Raw genomic sequence first — 15,068 nt, forward strand, 5'->3', positions numbered from 1 at the left:
CGTGAAGTTAATTACTTTGCGTGGCGCATTTTTATTTCTTGTGTGATAATTCTTTACATTTGGAGTCTGTAGTTGACAGATGTAAAGCAGCTGATTGAAGCTTTTAGTGCTTGTTTCCTTTCAAGTTTTAATACCCGCCTTGTAGGTGGTGCCGCCGAGCCGCTTTATTTGCCCGCTCAGTCTGATATTCCGGCGACCGTTTATTTTCGTTTTGATTATCTTTCTAGTGCGCTGCATGAAGTGAGTCATTGGTGTCTTGCTGGACATGAAAGACGGTGTTTGGAGGATTATGGTTATTGGTATGAATCTGATTCTCGTGACTTGTCTACTCAGTTAGAGTTTGAGCGAGTCGAGGTGAGGCCTCAAGCGGTTGAATGTATATTGCATTGGGTGGCTGGGCTGCCCTTTCGTGTCAGTGTCGATAATTTATCCCTGCCTGATTATGATGCTAGGCATTTTGAAAAGGCTGTTATGGCTCAGGTGGGTGAATATATAATCTCTGGACTTCCTGAAAGGGTTGAGTTGTTTGCAGGGTGTTTATTCAAACAACATAGTTCTGATCTGGTATTAGGTGAGTTTTTAAAGCGACAGTATGAAGATTATTGCAGATGAAAATATGCCGAATGCGGAAGCTCTCTTTTCACATTTAGGCACCGTTGAATTGGTTAATGGACGAGCGTTAACGCATGATCAGGTGAAGAATGCGGATGTGCTTTTGGTCAGATCTGTAACGAAGGTAACCCGAGATCTTCTTGAAGATAGTTCTGTTCGTTTTGTTGGAAGTGCCACAATCGGCGTGGATCATATTGACCTGCAATATCTTGCGGAGGCGAATGTTGCTTTCAGTAGTGCTCCTGGGTGTAACGCGGAAGCGGTTGCTGATTATGTTTTCAGTGGCTTGAGTTATCTTTATCTAACGAAGGGTCTTCCTTGGTTAAGCAAAAAAATTGGCATCATTGGATATGGTAATGTGGGTAAGTCTGTTTACGAGCGCTTTGCCAAAATGGGATGTCAGGTCTGTGTTTATGATCCATTAAAGGAGGGTTCCGACAGCTCGGTCAATTTTGTTTCTTTGGTTGATGTATTGGCTTGCGATGTTATCTCACTGCATGCCCCCTTAACGCATTCAGGAGATTATCCGACAAAGGGGATGTTGGGAGCGGAAGCATTAAGTCAATTGTCTGCTGGCGCTGCTATTATTTCGGCTGGACGAGGTGGTGTTATCGATGAACCTGCCTTGATTGAGCGTCATACTCAGCTGAACGGTGATCTACATTTAGTATTAGATGTTTGGGATAATGAGCCCAATATTAATCGGGAGTTGGTTTCTATTTCCGATATCGCTACTCCTCATATTGCTGGATATAGCAAGCAGGGTCGTGAAAAAGGCACATGGATGGTGTATCAGGCTTTGTGCCAATATTTGAAATTAAATGCTCCCTGCATAAGTAGTAAAGATGCAATGAGTGATGGTTGGCTTTCGGCTATTCGTGTGCGTGGAGGTGAGCCGCAAGAGGAAATGCTGGCTCGAAGCATTCATGCGATCTATGATGTTGCAAGAGATGATGCTCGCTTACGCTTTAAGTATCGGGAAAATAAAGAAAATAATGTCTTCGATTGGTTGCGAAAGCATTACATTGAAAGAGATGAGTTAAATACGTGCTTAATGAGCGCTGATATCAGTATTGCGCACAACCTTTTTGGTGCTGCCGGTTTTTCGGTAAATAATAAATAGAGACTAAGGTAAGTGCATGGCTGGAGTAATGCAGGTTGATCTGGGAGATCTTGAAGTGCCAATAGGGACAAATGTTCAGTTGGAGTTTATTTCTCCTCCAGGGCGTTACATGGTGAAAGTCCTTGGTAATATTCCAAGAAGTTCGCTAATTTTGTCTAGTCCTAGGTTAAATGGGAAAAATATTCTCGTAAGAGACAGTCAGGTCGTAAATGTTCGATTAATGTTAAGTACGCATGTTTGCGCCTTTTCTAGTAAAGTTGCAAAAAGCTATATGGAGCCAGCTGCTCACTTGCACATCGCTTACCCAAGCTATGTCGAAACATCTGAAGTTCGTCAGGCTGTTCGAGTTGAGACTCGTTTAATATCGAATGTTGAACCAAATAGTTCCGCAACAACAATCAGCGCGGCTTCTTCTTCTATCATTATTGATTTGAGTCTTGGTGGCGCTAAACTGATATCTAAAGAAGATTTTGGTTCGGTTAACCAGACAATGCGTTTGGTGTGTAGTGTAAAAATAGGGCCTTATAATCATATTCTAAAGCTAGACTGTGAAATTAGGTCGCAAGAAATTCAAATGCTTGAGCAGGTCCAAGCTGGTTTAGTAGACAATGATTTTTTAACTCGAATGGGCGTGGAATATTTTTATGTCTATGGTATTCGTTTTGTTGAGCTTGCGAAGGAAGCGGGTATTCCTTTGATGGCATTTATTTTAGATACGCAGCGTAATAGGGCAAAATAACATTTCAGATATAAAAGCTTCTTTCTGATAGTAAAAACGCCAGCATTAGCTGGCGTTTATGTTTCACGGGCATAAATACAAATTCTATTTCTATATATTAAGATAGGTGTTTTAACAATGCCTCCACGCTTTGTTTGGCATCACCAAATAACATGCGTGTATTCTCTTTGAAAAATAGAGGGTTTTCAACACCAGCATAACCTCGGCTCATACCGCGCTTAAGGACAATAGTTTGTTTGCCATGCCATGGCTCTAATACCGGCATGCCGGCAATAGGGCTGTCTGGTTCTTCATTGGCGGCTGGATTAACAATGTCGTTTGCACCTATAACAATAGACACATCAACATTTTTAAAGTCACCGTTGATTTCATCCATTTCGTAAACAATATCATAAGGCACTCTTGCTTCAGCTAGCAACACATTCATGTGTCCCGGCATACGTCCAGCGACAGGGTGGATGCCAAAGCGAACATTTACGCCTTTGTCTTGAAGCTTCTTCGTAATCTCATAAACCGTGTGCTGGGCTTGAGCAACAGCCATGCCGTAGCCTGGTAAGATCATCACTTCTTTGGCATCAGCCAGTGCTTGAGCCGCTTCTTCTGCTTGAATTTCGATAATGCTTCCCTGATTTCCTGTGGATGCATTGGCGGATGCTTTAGTTGGTTTGCCGCCACCAATGCCGCCGAGGATGACATTGAGGAATTTACGATTCATTGCACGACACATGATGTAGCTTAAAATAGCACCACTGCTACCTACTAATGCACCGATAACGATAAGTAGGTCATTGCCTAGCATAAAGCCCATTGCAGCGGCGGCCCATCCTGAATAACTGTTAAGCATAGAAACCACAACAGGCATATCTGCACCACCAATGGCAACAACCAAATGCGCACCAAATAGCAAAGCGAGTAGGGTAATAATAGCTAAGTAATTGATGCCTTCTTCGGCACCCGCTTGAGCAAATTGAATAATCAAATAGACTTCAGCGATACAGATAAATAGGTTTAGTAGGTGGCGTGCCGGTAACCTCAGTGGTTTGCCAGATACTTTTCCACTTAGCTTTAAATAAGCGACGAGTGAGCCAGTAAAAGTCACTGCGCCGATGAAAATACCTAGGGCCGTTTCAACATCGTGAATGCGTTGTGCGACTAGAGAGTCGTATTCCCCATGACTTAATGCATTAGCAAACCCAACAAATACAGCGGCTAAACCAACTAAGCTGTGCAGTATGGCTACAAGCTCAGGCATTTTTGTCATTTCAACGCGTTTTGCTAGTAACCAACCAATAAGGCTGCCAGGGACAATCCCCAGTAAAAGTAATGGGTAGTTATCGGTTACAGCGCCAGTAATGGTAACGACGATTGCTAGCATCATTCCTAGCATACCGTAAATATTTCCACGTCTAGCGCTTTCTTGATGGCTCAATCCGGCTAAGGCCATGATAAACAACGCGCTTGCCCCTATATAGGCGGCTGTCATTATTCCGAAATTCATTGTTTATCTCCTATTTGCGAAACATTTTTAGCATACGGTGTGTAACAGCGAAGCCGCCCACAATATTGATACTGGTGATAAAGATCGCCAGTGCAGCCAAAATAGAAACGATGGGGTTGTCACTAGATACTTGTGTTATAGCGCCAATAACAATGATGCTGCTGATGGCATTTGTGACACTCATTAGTGGTGTATGGAGAGAGTGACTAACCCCCCAAACGACCATGTATCCAACAAAGCACGACAATACAAAAACGGTCATGTGAGCCATGAACTCCGCTGGTGCAATAGAACCTAAACCGAGTAATAGCGCCCCCGTAATAATTACTGGTACAAGAAAACCAAAAGCACTGGGCTTTTTGGTCTTTGCTTTTTCCTCTGCCTTTGTTGGCTGTCGTTGTTCGGTAACGTCCGTTTTTGGAGCGGCGGAAAGTCGAGGTGCTGGTGGTGGCCAAGTAATATTGCCTTGTTTGACAACGGTTGCACCACGAATAACGTCGTCTTCCATGTTTAGCACTATTTGACCGTCTTTTTCTGGGCATAGCTCAGTCAATAAGTGGAAGATGTTGGTCGCGAACAATTGGCTTGATTGAGCCGCCATGCGGCTAGGTAAATTGGTGTAACCGACTATAGATACGCCATGGACATCAATTACTTTGTTGGCTTGAGTTAAGCGGCAGTTGCCGCCTGTTTCAGCTGCAAGATCGACAATAACGCTGCCCGGTTTCATGGAGCGCACCATTTCTTCTGTTATTAGCTCTGGTGCTGTTTTGCCGGGGATTAATGCCGTCGTTATAATGATGTCGACGTCTTTTGCTTGTTCTGCAAATAATGTCATTTCAGCGGCGATGAACTCGGTGCTCATTGTTTTTGCGTAACCGCCTTCACCACTGCCATCTTCATCGCTGAAGTCTAGTAGCAGAAACTCGGCGTTCATGCTCTCGACTTGCTCTTTTACTTCCGGACGAGTGTCGAACGCTCGAACGATCGCCCCCATACTTTTGGCAGCACCAATCGCAGCTAAACCTGCAACGCCGGCGCCAATGACCAATACTTTAGCTGGTGGTACTTTACCCGCAGCAGTGATTTGACCTGTGAAAAAACGCCCGAAGTGTTGAGCTGCTTCCACAACCGCTCGGTAGCCGGCAATGTTTGCCATAGAGCTAAGAACGTCCATTTTTTGTGCCCGCGAAATGCGTGGAATGGCATCTAGTGCGATGGCATTGGTGCCGCGCTCAGCTAATTGTTGTAGCTTGTTCGCGTTTTGAGCTGGGTGCATAAGGCTGATCAGGGTCTGGTTGCTTCCTAATAGCTCAATGCCATAAAACCCAAACTCTGGATGCTCTACAGGGGGGCGAACTTTTATCAATACATCTGCTTCATGCCATAGTTGCTTGGTATCCTTCGTTACTTCGACTCCAGCATCTATATAGGCTTCGTCCGAGTATGATGCAGCAACACCCGCACCACTTTCTATCATAATATCAAACCCTAGTTGCTTCACTCTTGAAGCAACAGAGGGTGTCATCGCGACTCTTAATTCGCCTTCTTCTATCTCTTTCGGGATTCCGATTTTCATATTAATGCCGTTTATATCTGTTAAGGTTAGCCTAAATATTCACCCATCAATGTCTGGAAAATATTGCCCTTGTTTTCTACTTTGCTGTGCGCGTACGAAGTGAGGACAATTAAAAACCAGCTACCTAACATAATATTGCATGCTAGCGTCAACAGTGGTTGTCATAACGACGCATTATTGTTAGCTGAATGCTTGATTTTTTCTTTAAAAAAGGATTTGAATTAGCTTGTCTTTTTTGCTGTTTTTGGCGGGTATCTAGCGTTATAAAATGTCGTAATGAGATAAGTGAGGGGTAGAGAGATATGCGATCCTACGACATTGAACACCATATATGACCCAAGATAACGTGTCTGAGTTGCAACGTTTGCTGATAATGAGCAGGTTGCGGCATCACCCATAACTCAGTGTTTATTGATTTTTGGTGCAGATGTCAGTGTATGCTTTATTTCAATAAGTAATATAACAAAAGTAACACTTCCGCTTGAGTATGACTGACCTCATGCCTAGGTGGTGGTTGGAGGAGTTATTATAATGACCACACCGAGATTCGTGACTTGGGAACCTTCCATCGCGCAAACCATAATCGACGAATTCAAAGCAAAACCTGGAGCATTGCTGCCGCTTCTGCACGCTATCCAAGATCGTTTTTCATATATTCCTGAAGACGCTGTGGCGTTAATCGCTGGGGCATTAAAATTGAGTCGTGCAGAAGTGCATGGTGTTATCAGTTTTTATCATCATTTCCGTACTAAACAGCCTGGTCGTCATATAGTTGAAATTTGCCGTGCAGAAGCCTGTCAGTCTGTAGGGGCGCGTGGATTGGAAGCTTACGCAAAGAGTGCGCTAGGTGTGCAATATCATCAAACTACAGCAGATAATAATATTACCTTAGAGCCTGTTTACTGCTTGGGAAATTGCAGTTGTGGTCCATCCGTTCGTGTTGGAAATGAGGTTTACGCAGAAGTCGATTCACGACGCTTTGATGAGTTAGTGAATAGTCTAAAAACAGAGCGAGTGGAGATTCTTTAATGACATATTGTATCCATGTTCCTTCCGATACAACCGCGAAAGCGCTAGGGGCAGACCGTGTCGCTCGCTTAGTTGAATTTTTTGCCGAAGAGCACAAACTCGATATGAAAGTGAGTCGCAATAGTACTCGTGGCTTATACTGGATCGAACCACTTGTCGAAGTGGACACGGAAGAAGGGCGCTATGGCTTTGGACCGGTAAAAGAGGGTGATATTGAATCATTGTTCACCGCTGAATTTTGGAAAGGCAATGTCGATCACCCTTTGGCTTTAGGCTTGGTTGAGGAAATCCCTTATTTAAAACGCCAAGAGCGCTTCACTTTCTCTCGACTTGGTATTACTGATCCATTGTCATTAGAAGACTATAAAGCCAATGATGGTTTTAAAGGTTTGGAAAATGCGATTAGACTTTCGTCACAACAAATTGTTGATGCGGTAAAAGAATCTGGGCTACGTGGACGTGGTGGTGCCGCTTTTCCAACAGGCATTAAGTGGCAGACGGTGCTAAACGTTGAATCACCGAAAAATCAAAAATACATCGTATGTAATGCCGATGAAGGTGACTCAGGCACCTTTGCAGATCGTTTGGTCATGGAATGTGATCCGTTCATGCTTATCGAGGGTATGGTTATTGCGGGTCTTGCTGTTGGTGCCACGCAGGGCTACATATACTGTCGATCCGAATATCCACTTTCAATTGAAAACCTAAATCAAGCGATCAAAACTGCTTACGAAAACAGTTTTTTGGGTGCGAACATTTTAGGGAGTAACAACCACTTTGACCTAGAAGTGCGTATGGGAGCTGGCGCTTATATTTGTGGTGAGGAAACCTCACTACTAGAAAGCCTTGAAGGTAAGCGTGGCCTAGTACGTGCGAAGCCACCATTACCTGCAATTGTCGGTTTATTTGGTCAGCCAACGGTTGTGAATAATGTTCTGTCTTTAGCAGCGATCCCATTCATCATGGATAAAGGAGCTAAAGCGTATGCGGATGTTGGTGTTGGCCGCTCGCGCGGTACGCTACCTTTCCAATTAACCGGCAACGTAAAGTTTGGTGGTTTGGTGGAATTGGCATTTGGTCCTACACTTAATGAGTTAATGTACGATTTCGGTGGCGGTACACGCAGTGGTCGTCCGCTACGAGCGGTTCAAGTTGGGGGGCCATTGGGCGCATACCTTCACGAAAGTCAGTGGGATACTTCATTGGGCTACGAAGAGTTTGCTCAAAAAGAAGCGGTTCTTGGTCACGGTGGTGTGGTCATGTTTGATAATACTGTTGATATGAGTGAACAAGCTCGTTTTTCAATGGAGTTCTGTGTAGCGGAATCTTGCGGTAAATGTACTCCATGCCGTATTGGTTCCACTCGCGGTGTTGAAGTTATTGATCGTATTCGTTCTGGTGAAAATGTAGATGGTAATCTAAATCTGTTAGCTGATCTATGTGAAACCATGGTTGACGGTTCGTTATGTGCTATGGGGGGCATGACACCGTTTCCCGTGCAGAGCGCTATGAAATACTTTAGAGAAGATTTTGTGAAGAGCACGGTCTCAACGGCAAATACGGAGGAGCTCTAGTCATGTTACAGCATTTTGATCCCAAAAAAGATTATGGAACACCTGTCTCACTGAGTGAAAAGTTAGTGACGCTTGAAATTGATGGTGTTGAGATCAGCGTGCCGGAAGGAACCTCCGTGATGCGAGCGGCCGCCTTAGTTGATATCAATATTCCTAAGCTTTGTGCAACGGATAGTTTAGAAGCTTTTGGTTCTTGTCGTCTTTGTGCGGTACAAGTCGAAGGACGCCGTGGGACGCCAGCGTCATGCACCACACCGGCAGAACAAGGCATGAAAGTTTGGACCCAAAATGAAAAGCTAGCCAAACTTCGCCGTAACATAATGGAACTGTATATTTCTGATCACCCTTTGGATTGCTTAACGTGCCCTGCGAATGGTGACTGTGAATTACAGGACATGGCAGGTGCTGTTGGTCTAAGGGAGGTTCGTTACGGTTTTGATGGGGAAAATCACTTAGATGCTCCAAAAGATACGTCAAACCCATATTTCACCTTTGATGCAAGTAAATGCATTGTTTGTTCACGTTGTGTGCGTGCTTGTGAAGAAGTTCAGGGTACCTTCGCTTTGACAATTGATGGCCGTGGCTTTGATTCAAAGGTGGCTGCAGGTCAGAATGAATCCTTCTTAGATTCTGAGTGTGTGTCTTGTGGTGCCTGTGTTCAAGCTTGTCCAACTGCGACATTATCTGAGAACTCTATTATCGAATTGGGGCAGCCGGAGCATAGTGTCGTAACAACCTGTGCGTACTGTGGCGTTGGTTGTTCCTTCCGTGCAGAAATGAAAGGTGATCAACTTGTTCGCATGGTGCCAGATAAAGGCGGCGATGCAAATCATGGTCACTCTTGTGTAAAAGGGCGCTTTGCTTTTGGTTATGCAACACACAAAGACCGTATTAAAACGCCAATGATTCGTGATTCGATTGACCAGCCTTGGAAAGAAGTCGGCTGGGAAGAGGCTATTTCTTTTGCCGCTAGCCGTTTGAAAGGCATTCAAGCAGAGCATGGCCGTGAAAGTATAGGTGGTATCACGTCTTCACGCTGTACCAACGAAGAAACCTACCTTGTACAAAAACTGATTCGTGCCGCATTCGGTAATAACAATACAGATACTTGCGCCCGTGTTTGTCATAGTCCAACAGGCTATGGTTTAAAACAGACTCTAGGGGAATCAGCTGGAACGCAGACATTTGACTCCATTATGAAGTCAGATTGTGTTTTGGTTATTGGTGCAAACCCAACAGATGCCCATCCAGTGTTTGGTTCAATGATGCGTCGCCGTCTACGTGAGGGCGCAAGTTTGATCGTTGCCGATCCACGTGAAATTGACTTATTGAAAACGCCACATCTAGGTGATGCCGCTCATTTGCCATTACGCCCGGGTTCTAACGTTGCAATGATCAACGCGCTGTCACACGTCGTTATTACTGAAGGCTTGGAAGATACTAATTTCATTGCTAAGCGTTGTGAGTCAGATGCTTATGTTAAATGGCGTGCTTTTATCACCGAGTCTCGTAACTCCCCAGAGGAAGTTGAAGAGATTACTGGTGTGTCAGCAGCAGCCGTACGTGAAGCGGCTCGCACTTTTGCTAAAGCGCCTAATGCAGCCATTTATTATGGTTTGGGAGTAACCGAGCACAGCCAAGGTTCCACTATGGTTATGGGGATAGCTAACCTTGCATTGGCGACCGGTAACATTGGTCGTGATGGTGTGGGCGTTAATCCATTGCGTGGACAAAATAACGTGCAAGGCTCTTGTGATATGGGCTCGTTTCCGCATGAGTTGCCAGGTTATCAGCATGTATCTGATCCAGTAGCTCGTGGTCGTTTCGAAGCCGCATGGGGTGTGAAGTTAGACGATGAGCCGGGCTTGCGCATTCCAAACATGTTTGATGCGGCTATTGCTGGTCAATTCCGCGCCTTATATGTTCAGGGTGAAGATATTGCACAATCTGACCCTAATACTCATCATGTTGAAGCGGCTCTAAAAGCATTGGACTGCCTAATCGTTCAGGATATATTTTTGAATGAAACTGCGAAGTTTGCTCATGTCTTATTACCCGGTTCTTCTTTCCTAGAGAAGAATGGTACCTTTACGAATGCTGAGCGTCGTATTAACCGTGTACGTAAAGTAATGCCGCCAGTAGCAGGCAAAGAAGATTGGGAAGTAACCGTAGACCTTGCGAATGCCTTAGGTTATTCCATGAAATATAACCACCCATCTGAGATTATGGATGAGATAGCATCGTTAACACCAAGTTTCGCGGGTGTAAACTACGAAAAACTTGATAAACATGGCAGCTTACAATGGCCGTGCAATGATGAATTTCCTGTTGGTTCGCCAATTATGCATGTGGATAGTTTCCCAACGCTTGAAGGTAAAGGTCATTTTGCAATCACTGAATTTGTACCAACTACAGAGCGTGCAAACCGCAAATTTCCATTGCTGTTAACTACTGGACGTATACTGAGCCAGTACAATGTTGGGGCGCAAACACGACGTACGGATAATCAGACTTGGCATGATGAAGATATTTTGGAGCTTCATTCTCATGATGCTGAAGAACGAGGTGTCATTAGTGGTGATTGGTTGGGAATCAGCAGTCGAGCTGGACAGACAGTGCTACGAGCACTGATTAGTGATCGTATGCAGCCGGGTGTGGTATACACCACCTTCCATCATCCAGGAAGTGGTGCAAACGTGATTACCACCAATAACTCAGACTGGGCGACAAACTGTCCTGAGTATAAGGTCACTGCAGTGCAGGTTGAGAAGGTTTCTCAGCCCTCTGAATGGCAAAAGGAGTTTGTTGCTAATCATCACCGTCAACAAAAATTTCTCTCAGAAGCCGAACCTGTTAGCGCAAATGGTGAGTAAAGAATAGGCCATTCATGATCGGTAGATTAGAGCGCGATGGTGGGGACTTAACCTCTCTGGTATACCGGTTATGATATGGTCATTATAATTAAAGAGTTGCAGTGAGAAATTAATATGCACCAAAGTGAAGAAGAACATTTAATCGAAATGATTAATCAAATTGCACTTAATAATATTAGCGCTGGGGATGAGTCTGCTGTTGCGGATGTTATTGCTGGTCATGTTAAAAAGTTTTGGCCACGGCGTATGAAGGTGATACTTAAGAATTATATTGATCAAGGTGGGTCAGAGCTTCATCCTGCCGCCTTGTCGGCTGGAAAGAAGCTCTTTGTGGCAATCGATTAATATCGCAGCGTGTCTCATGAGAGTGGATTGATTGTTAAAACGCCAGCATAAGCTGGCGTTTTTTTTGTGCTGAGTATCGGGCGATTAAAGTGCTTGTAATGCTTTTATTCTGATTTCAATTGGTGGGTGGCTAGAGAATAGCTCGCCCATTGTTGGTGTTTTGCCACGGCGTATACCAAAAGCAAGCATGGAGTCTGGCATGCGGCTTTCTTCATGTTCTTGCTGTAATCGTACGAGTGCGGCAATCATGGCGTTTTTTCCTGCCAAACGAGCCCCGGCTTCGTCCGCTCTAAATTCGCGAAAGCGAGAGAACCACATAACAATCATTGAGGCCAATACACCGAAGATGATTTCAAATACAAATGTCGCAATGTAATAACCCCAACCCACGGAGCCTTCGTTATCATTTTTACGTAAGAATTGATCGACGGCATATGCGGCGATACGTGCAAAGAACATAACAAAAGTGTTAACCACGCCTTGAATGAGTGACAGGGTGATCATGTCTCCGTTTGCGACGTGTCCTATCTCATGACCCAATACTGCTTTAATTTCATCGGGCGAGAAGCGATCTAGCATGCCGCTCGAAACTGCGACTAACGCCGCGTTTCTGTTCCAGCCTGTGGCGAACGCGTTTGCATCGTGAGCGGGGAAAATCGCAACTTCTGGCATTTTAATACCTGCCTTTTGCGAAAGTTCTTTTACTGTGTCAAGTAGCCATGCTTCTTTGTGGTTGCGTGGTTGCTCAATTACAACGGCACCCGAGCCACGTTTCGCCATGAATTTAGATAATAGGAGTGAAATGATGCTGCCTGTAAAGCCAAAGACACCGCAAAAGATCAGCAAAGAGGTAAAATCGAGGCCATTGCTGGTCATGTAACCATTAACGCCCAAAAGACTTAAGACAATACCTGCCACCACCATGACGGCGAGGTTTGTCAGCAAAAACAGGATAATGCGCATCGATATGCTCCTTAAGAAACTGTTAAGGAGCATAGTAGGGCTTTATTGGATTATTTCAAGAGTGGGTTAGCGCTTTCTTAATCGACCTAAAAAGGCAGCGAATCGTTCCATGGTAGGTGTTAGTTCTTCGATGTGTGGTAAAAAGACAAAACGAACATGATCTGGTGTAGGCCAATTAAACCCAGTGCCTTGAACAATGAGTACTTTTTCTTCTCGTAAGAACTGCAAGACAAGATCCATGTCATTTTTAATTTTGTATATTTTTGGGTCGAGTCGAGGGAATAAATACAACGCCCCTTCAGGTTTATGGCAATGAACGCCGGGAATTGAGTCAAGCGCTTCCCACGCTACTTTGCGTTGCTCATAAAAGCGACCGCCTGGGATGATTAGCTCATTAATGCTTTGGTATCCACCTAATGCGGTTTGTACGGCATGCTGAGCGGGTACGTTGGCGCATAGTCTCATAGAGCTGAGAATGTCTAACCCTTCTATATAATCACTGATACCGGCTCTATCTCCCGTAATGACCATCCAGCCTGAACGAAAACCAGCGGTACGGTAGACTTTTGAGAGTCCACCGAACGTAATGCAAGGTGCGCGGCCTTCTGTCAATGTAGCAGTAGGAATATGCTGGGCGTCGTCATAGAGGATTTTGTCGTAAATTTCATCCGAGAAAATTAGGAGGTTGTGTTCATCAGCAAGATTAATTATTGACTCTAGTATGCCTTTTTCATATACGGCACCCGTTGGGTTGTTCGGATTTATAATGACGATGGCTTTGGTTTTGTTGGATATTTTTGAGCGAATGTCATTGATGTCTGGTTGCCAGCCGGCACCTTCGTCGCAGAGGTAATGCTTTACATAGCCGCCTGAGAGGGTGGCAGCAGCGGTCCAAAGAGGGTAGTCAGGGGCAGGTATGAGAATTTCATCACCGTCGTTTAGAAGTCCTTGCATGGCCATGACAATAAGTTCGCTGACACCGTTCCCCATCCAAACATGGTTTACATCCGCAGATTTGATGCCCATTGCTTGATACTTTTGCATAACAGCCTTGCGAGCCGAGTAAAGACCCTTGGATTCGCAATAGCCTTGAGAGGTGGGTAGGTTGCGAATGACGTCAACGAGTATTTCATCGGGAGCCTCAAAGCCAAATGCGGCAGGGTTGCCTATATTAAGCTTAAGTATGCGCTGCCCCTCTTCTTCCATCCGAACGGCTTCTTTTAGTACTGGGCCACGAATTTCATAGCATATATTGGCGAGTTTGTTTGATTTGCGAATTTGCACCACTTTATCCTTATGGAAGCTGGATTGTAAAAATAATCTAACTTTACACTTAACGTTGAAGTGATCAAGATGCAGTGAGAAAAAGTCTTACGTTTAAGTGGTTGTTAAGCTGCTGTCTGGCTTGATTGAAAGAGAGTCATTGGTAATTGTGTTGAGAGGTTGGTGAAGTAAAAACGACCTTCATAATTCAGCACAAGAAGGTCGTTTATATTATCGGGCTTTATTTAAGTAAAGTGATAATGTTTGGATCGCTTAGTAAGCGGTTGACTGTTTGGCTAGCCAAGCTATTCATATCGTCCTGAACGGATTGCTGGTAGGGCATTGTGCCGTACTCTCTCACTTTCTCAGAGCCGTAGTTGGCTTTGTAGGTCTGTCCTTTCGCTGCTAGCGTAGTTTTTAGTTCAAATTCTAATGTGGCCACGGTTTTTAGTGTTTCGACTGTCGTGGTGTAGCTCATCTTGGTTATTTCAATTTGTAGGTCTGCTGCTGGCATCACGCCTTGTTCTGGAGTGAAGCCTAATTCGCGCAAGCCTGCCAATACGCTATCCTTAACGCTTTGTTTGACGTCGTTTGTTGTAAAAATGTCAGCTCGTTCATTAATACTTGTTTTAATAAAGCCAATGGAACTAGTCAGTTTGGTGCTGGTGGTGACATTGATAACTCTCTCATTGGTGAAAGTTTTGCCTTTTACATCAGCCTGCGGAGTGACGCTTATATAATGTGTTGTAGAGCAGCCCGCTAATAAAAGCGTTGAAAGTGACAGGGTTAATAATAGTTTTTTGTTTAGCATAAGAGCTCCGATTCAATTGATTTATATGGTACTTTTTTTTTAAGTGACTTAAATTAATAAAAAAAACTGTTGATTTTATGTTTGGTAACAGTAATATACGCACCCGCTCACACAGCAAGATTATAACGTAGTCCCGTTCGTCTAGTGGTCTAGGACACCGCCCTTTCACGGCGGTAACAGGGGTTCAAACCCCCTACGGGACGCCATCTTTTTATATGTGTGGTTGTATAGTTTACCTATATTTCTGTGAATGAGAAGTTTTAGCTGAATGAGAGAGTAATGCGGGAATAGCTCAGTGGTAGAGCACAACCTTGCCAAGGTTGGGGTCGCGAGTTCGAGCCTCGTTTCCCGCTCCAACATCGATGTTAGCGATAATGCGATGTGTTTGTTTATAGTTTTCTCAAAACTAAACTGTGTCCCGTTCGTCTAGTGGTCTAGGACACCGCCCTTTCACGGCGGTAACAGGGGTTCAAACCCCCTACGGGACGCCATTATTTATGGTGCTTTATTTTATAAATAGAGATCGTAAATCGCTTGAATAGAGTAGAGCGGTTAGTAATGCGGGAATAGCTCAGTGGTAGAGCACAACCTTGCCAAGGTTGGGGTCGCGAGTTCGAGCCTCGTTTCCCGCTCCAACATCGATGTTAGCGATAATGCGA

General features: G+C 44.5%; 12 protein-coding genes and 4 tRNA genes. 11 read left to right on the forward strand and 5 right to left on the reverse strand.

Annotation, left to right across the window (positions count from 1 at the left end):
- The first annotated feature begins 72 nt into the window (after positions 1 to 72).
- The 3 genes from M3I01_RS09450 to M3I01_RS09460 are packed head-to-tail and all read left to right on the forward strand — an operon-like array spanning position 73 to position 2,474.
- The gene (locus tag M3I01_RS09450) at positions 73 to 612 is read left to right on the forward strand and encodes an elongation factor P hydroxylase (RefSeq protein WP_255895593.1); all 540 of its coding nucleotides are present in this window, start codon (positions 73 to 75) and stop codon (positions 610 to 612) included.
- On the forward strand, positions 593 to 1,735 hold the full coding sequence (locus tag M3I01_RS09455; RefSeq protein ID WP_255895594.1) for a 4-phosphoerythronate dehydrogenase: 1,143 nt from the start codon (positions 593 to 595) through the stop codon (positions 1,733 to 1,735). The genes M3I01_RS09450 and M3I01_RS09455 overlap by 20 nt, the downstream gene beginning before the upstream one ends.
- A 16-nt stretch (positions 1,736 to 1,751) precedes the next feature.
- Positions 1,752 to 2,474, forward strand: a complete 723-nt coding sequence (locus M3I01_RS09460) for a flagellar brake protein (RefSeq protein ID WP_255895595.1) — start codon at positions 1,752 to 1,754, stop codon at positions 2,472 to 2,474.
- Between the two features lie 97 nt (positions 2,475 to 2,571).
- Here the strand turns inward: M3I01_RS09460 and M3I01_RS09465 are convergent, their stop codons facing one another.
- The gene (locus tag M3I01_RS09465) at positions 2,572 to 3,972 is read right to left on the reverse strand and encodes an NAD(P)(+) transhydrogenase (Re/Si-specific) subunit beta (RefSeq protein ID WP_255895597.1); all 1,401 of its coding nucleotides are present in this window, start codon (positions 3,970 to 3,972) and stop codon (positions 2,572 to 2,574) included.
- 10 nt (positions 3,973 to 3,982) lie between these two features.
- The gene (locus M3I01_RS09470; protein WP_275565048.1) at positions 3,983 to 5,551 is read right to left on the reverse strand and encodes a Re/Si-specific NAD(P)(+) transhydrogenase subunit alpha; all 1,569 of its coding nucleotides are present in this window, start codon (positions 5,549 to 5,551) and stop codon (positions 3,983 to 3,985) included.
- A gap of 531 nt (positions 5,552 to 6,082) precedes the next feature.
- Between M3I01_RS09470 and M3I01_RS09475 the strand changes: the two genes are divergently transcribed.
- The 4 genes from M3I01_RS09475 (at position 6,083) to M3I01_RS09490 (ending at position 11,372) form a co-directional block, all read left to right on the forward strand.
- Positions 6,083 to 6,580 carry a formate dehydrogenase subunit gamma gene (locus M3I01_RS09475; RefSeq protein ID WP_255895598.1) on the forward strand — a complete coding sequence of 166 codons (498 nt, stop codon included), beginning with the start codon at positions 6,083 to 6,085 and terminating at the stop codon, positions 6,578 to 6,580.
- Positions 6,580 to 8,154: a formate dehydrogenase beta subunit gene (locus M3I01_RS09480; protein WP_255895599.1), complete on the forward strand. Its 1,575-nt coding sequence runs from the start codon at positions 6,580 to 6,582 to the stop codon at positions 8,152 to 8,154. The genes M3I01_RS09475 and M3I01_RS09480 overlap by 1 nt, the downstream gene beginning before the upstream one ends.
- 2 nt (positions 8,155 to 8,156) lie before the next feature.
- A complete protein-coding gene (gene fdhF / locus M3I01_RS09485; protein WP_275565049.1) occupies positions 8,157 to 11,027 on the forward strand; it encodes a formate dehydrogenase subunit alpha in 2,871 nt (956 codons plus the stop codon).
- 114 nt (positions 11,028 to 11,141) lie between these two features.
- Positions 11,142 to 11,372, forward strand: a complete 231-nt coding sequence (locus tag M3I01_RS09490; protein WP_255895600.1) for a formate dehydrogenase subunit delta — start codon at positions 11,142 to 11,144, stop codon at positions 11,370 to 11,372.
- Between the two features lie 84 nt (positions 11,373 to 11,456).
- Here M3I01_RS09490 and htpX read toward each other — a convergent pair whose 3' ends face one another.
- From htpX to M3I01_RS09505, 3 genes are all read right to left on the reverse strand, one after another.
- Positions 11,457 to 12,335: a protease HtpX gene (htpX, locus tag M3I01_RS09495; protein WP_275565050.1), complete on the reverse strand. Its 879-nt coding sequence runs from the start codon at positions 12,333 to 12,335 to the stop codon at positions 11,457 to 11,459.
- Positions 12,336 to 12,401: 66 nt separating this feature from the next.
- The gene (locus M3I01_RS09500; protein ID WP_275565051.1) at positions 12,402 to 13,619 is read right to left on the reverse strand and encodes a pyridoxal phosphate-dependent aminotransferase; all 1,218 of its coding nucleotides are present in this window, start codon (positions 13,617 to 13,619) and stop codon (positions 12,402 to 12,404) included.
- Positions 13,620 to 13,839: 220 nt separating this feature from the next.
- Positions 13,840 to 14,409, reverse strand: coding sequence for a YajG family lipoprotein (locus M3I01_RS09505; RefSeq protein ID WP_255895608.1), 570 nt, complete (start codon positions 14,407 to 14,409; stop codon positions 13,840 to 13,842).
- 130 nt (positions 14,410 to 14,539) lie between these two features.
- Between M3I01_RS09505 and M3I01_RS09510 the strand changes: the two genes are divergently transcribed.
- The 4 genes from M3I01_RS09510 (at position 14,540) to M3I01_RS09525 (ending at position 15,044) form a co-directional block, all read left to right on the forward strand.
- Positions 14,540 to 14,615: transfer RNA gene (locus M3I01_RS09510), tRNA-Glu, on the forward strand.
- A 75-nt stretch (positions 14,616 to 14,690) separates the two neighbouring features.
- A tRNA-Gly gene (locus tag M3I01_RS09515) sits at positions 14,691 to 14,765 on the forward strand.
- A 59-nt stretch (positions 14,766 to 14,824) separates the two neighbouring features.
- Positions 14,825 to 14,900 (forward strand) — tRNA-Glu (locus tag M3I01_RS09520).
- Between the two features lie 69 nt (positions 14,901 to 14,969).
- A tRNA-Gly gene (locus M3I01_RS09525) sits at positions 14,970 to 15,044 on the forward strand.
- Positions 15,045 to 15,068 lie beyond the last annotated feature (24 nt).

This window comes from Marinomonas maritima (assembly GCF_024435075.2).
Lineage (GTDB): Bacteria > Pseudomonadota > Gammaproteobacteria > Pseudomonadales > Marinomonadaceae > Marinomonas > Marinomonas maritima.

Coding starts and splice junctions, on each gene's coding strand:
- M3I01_RS09455 (WP_255895594.1), top strand. CDS start 593: ATGAAGATTATTGCAGATGAAAATATGCCGAATGCGGAAGCTCTCTTT.
- M3I01_RS09460 (WP_255895595.1), top strand. CDS start 1,752: ATGGCTGGAGTAATGCAGGTTGATCTGGGAGATCTTGAAGTGCCAATA.
- M3I01_RS09465 (WP_255895597.1), bottom strand. CDS start 3,972: ATGAATTTCGGAATAATGACAGCCGCCTATATAGGGGCAAGCGCGTTG.
- M3I01_RS09470 (WP_275565048.1), bottom strand. CDS start 5,551: ATGAAAATCGGAATCCCGAAAGAGATAGAAGAAGGCGAATTAAGAGTC.
- M3I01_RS09475 (WP_255895598.1), top strand. CDS start 6,083: ATGACCACACCGAGATTCGTGACTTGGGAACCTTCCATCGCGCAAACC.
- M3I01_RS09480 (WP_255895599.1), top strand. CDS start 6,580: ATGACATATTGTATCCATGTTCCTTCCGATACAACCGCGAAAGCGCTA.
- fdhF (WP_275565049.1), top strand. CDS start 8,157: ATGTTACAGCATTTTGATCCCAAAAAAGATTATGGAACACCTGTCTCA.
- M3I01_RS09490 (WP_255895600.1), top strand. CDS start 11,142: ATGCACCAAAGTGAAGAAGAACATTTAATCGAAATGATTAATCAAATT.
- htpX (WP_275565050.1), bottom strand. CDS start 12,335: ATGCGCATTATCCTGTTTTTGCTGACAAACCTCGCCGTCATGGTGGTG.
- M3I01_RS09505 (WP_255895608.1), bottom strand. CDS start 14,409: ATGCTAAACAAAAAACTATTATTAACCCTGTCACTTTCAACGCTTTTA.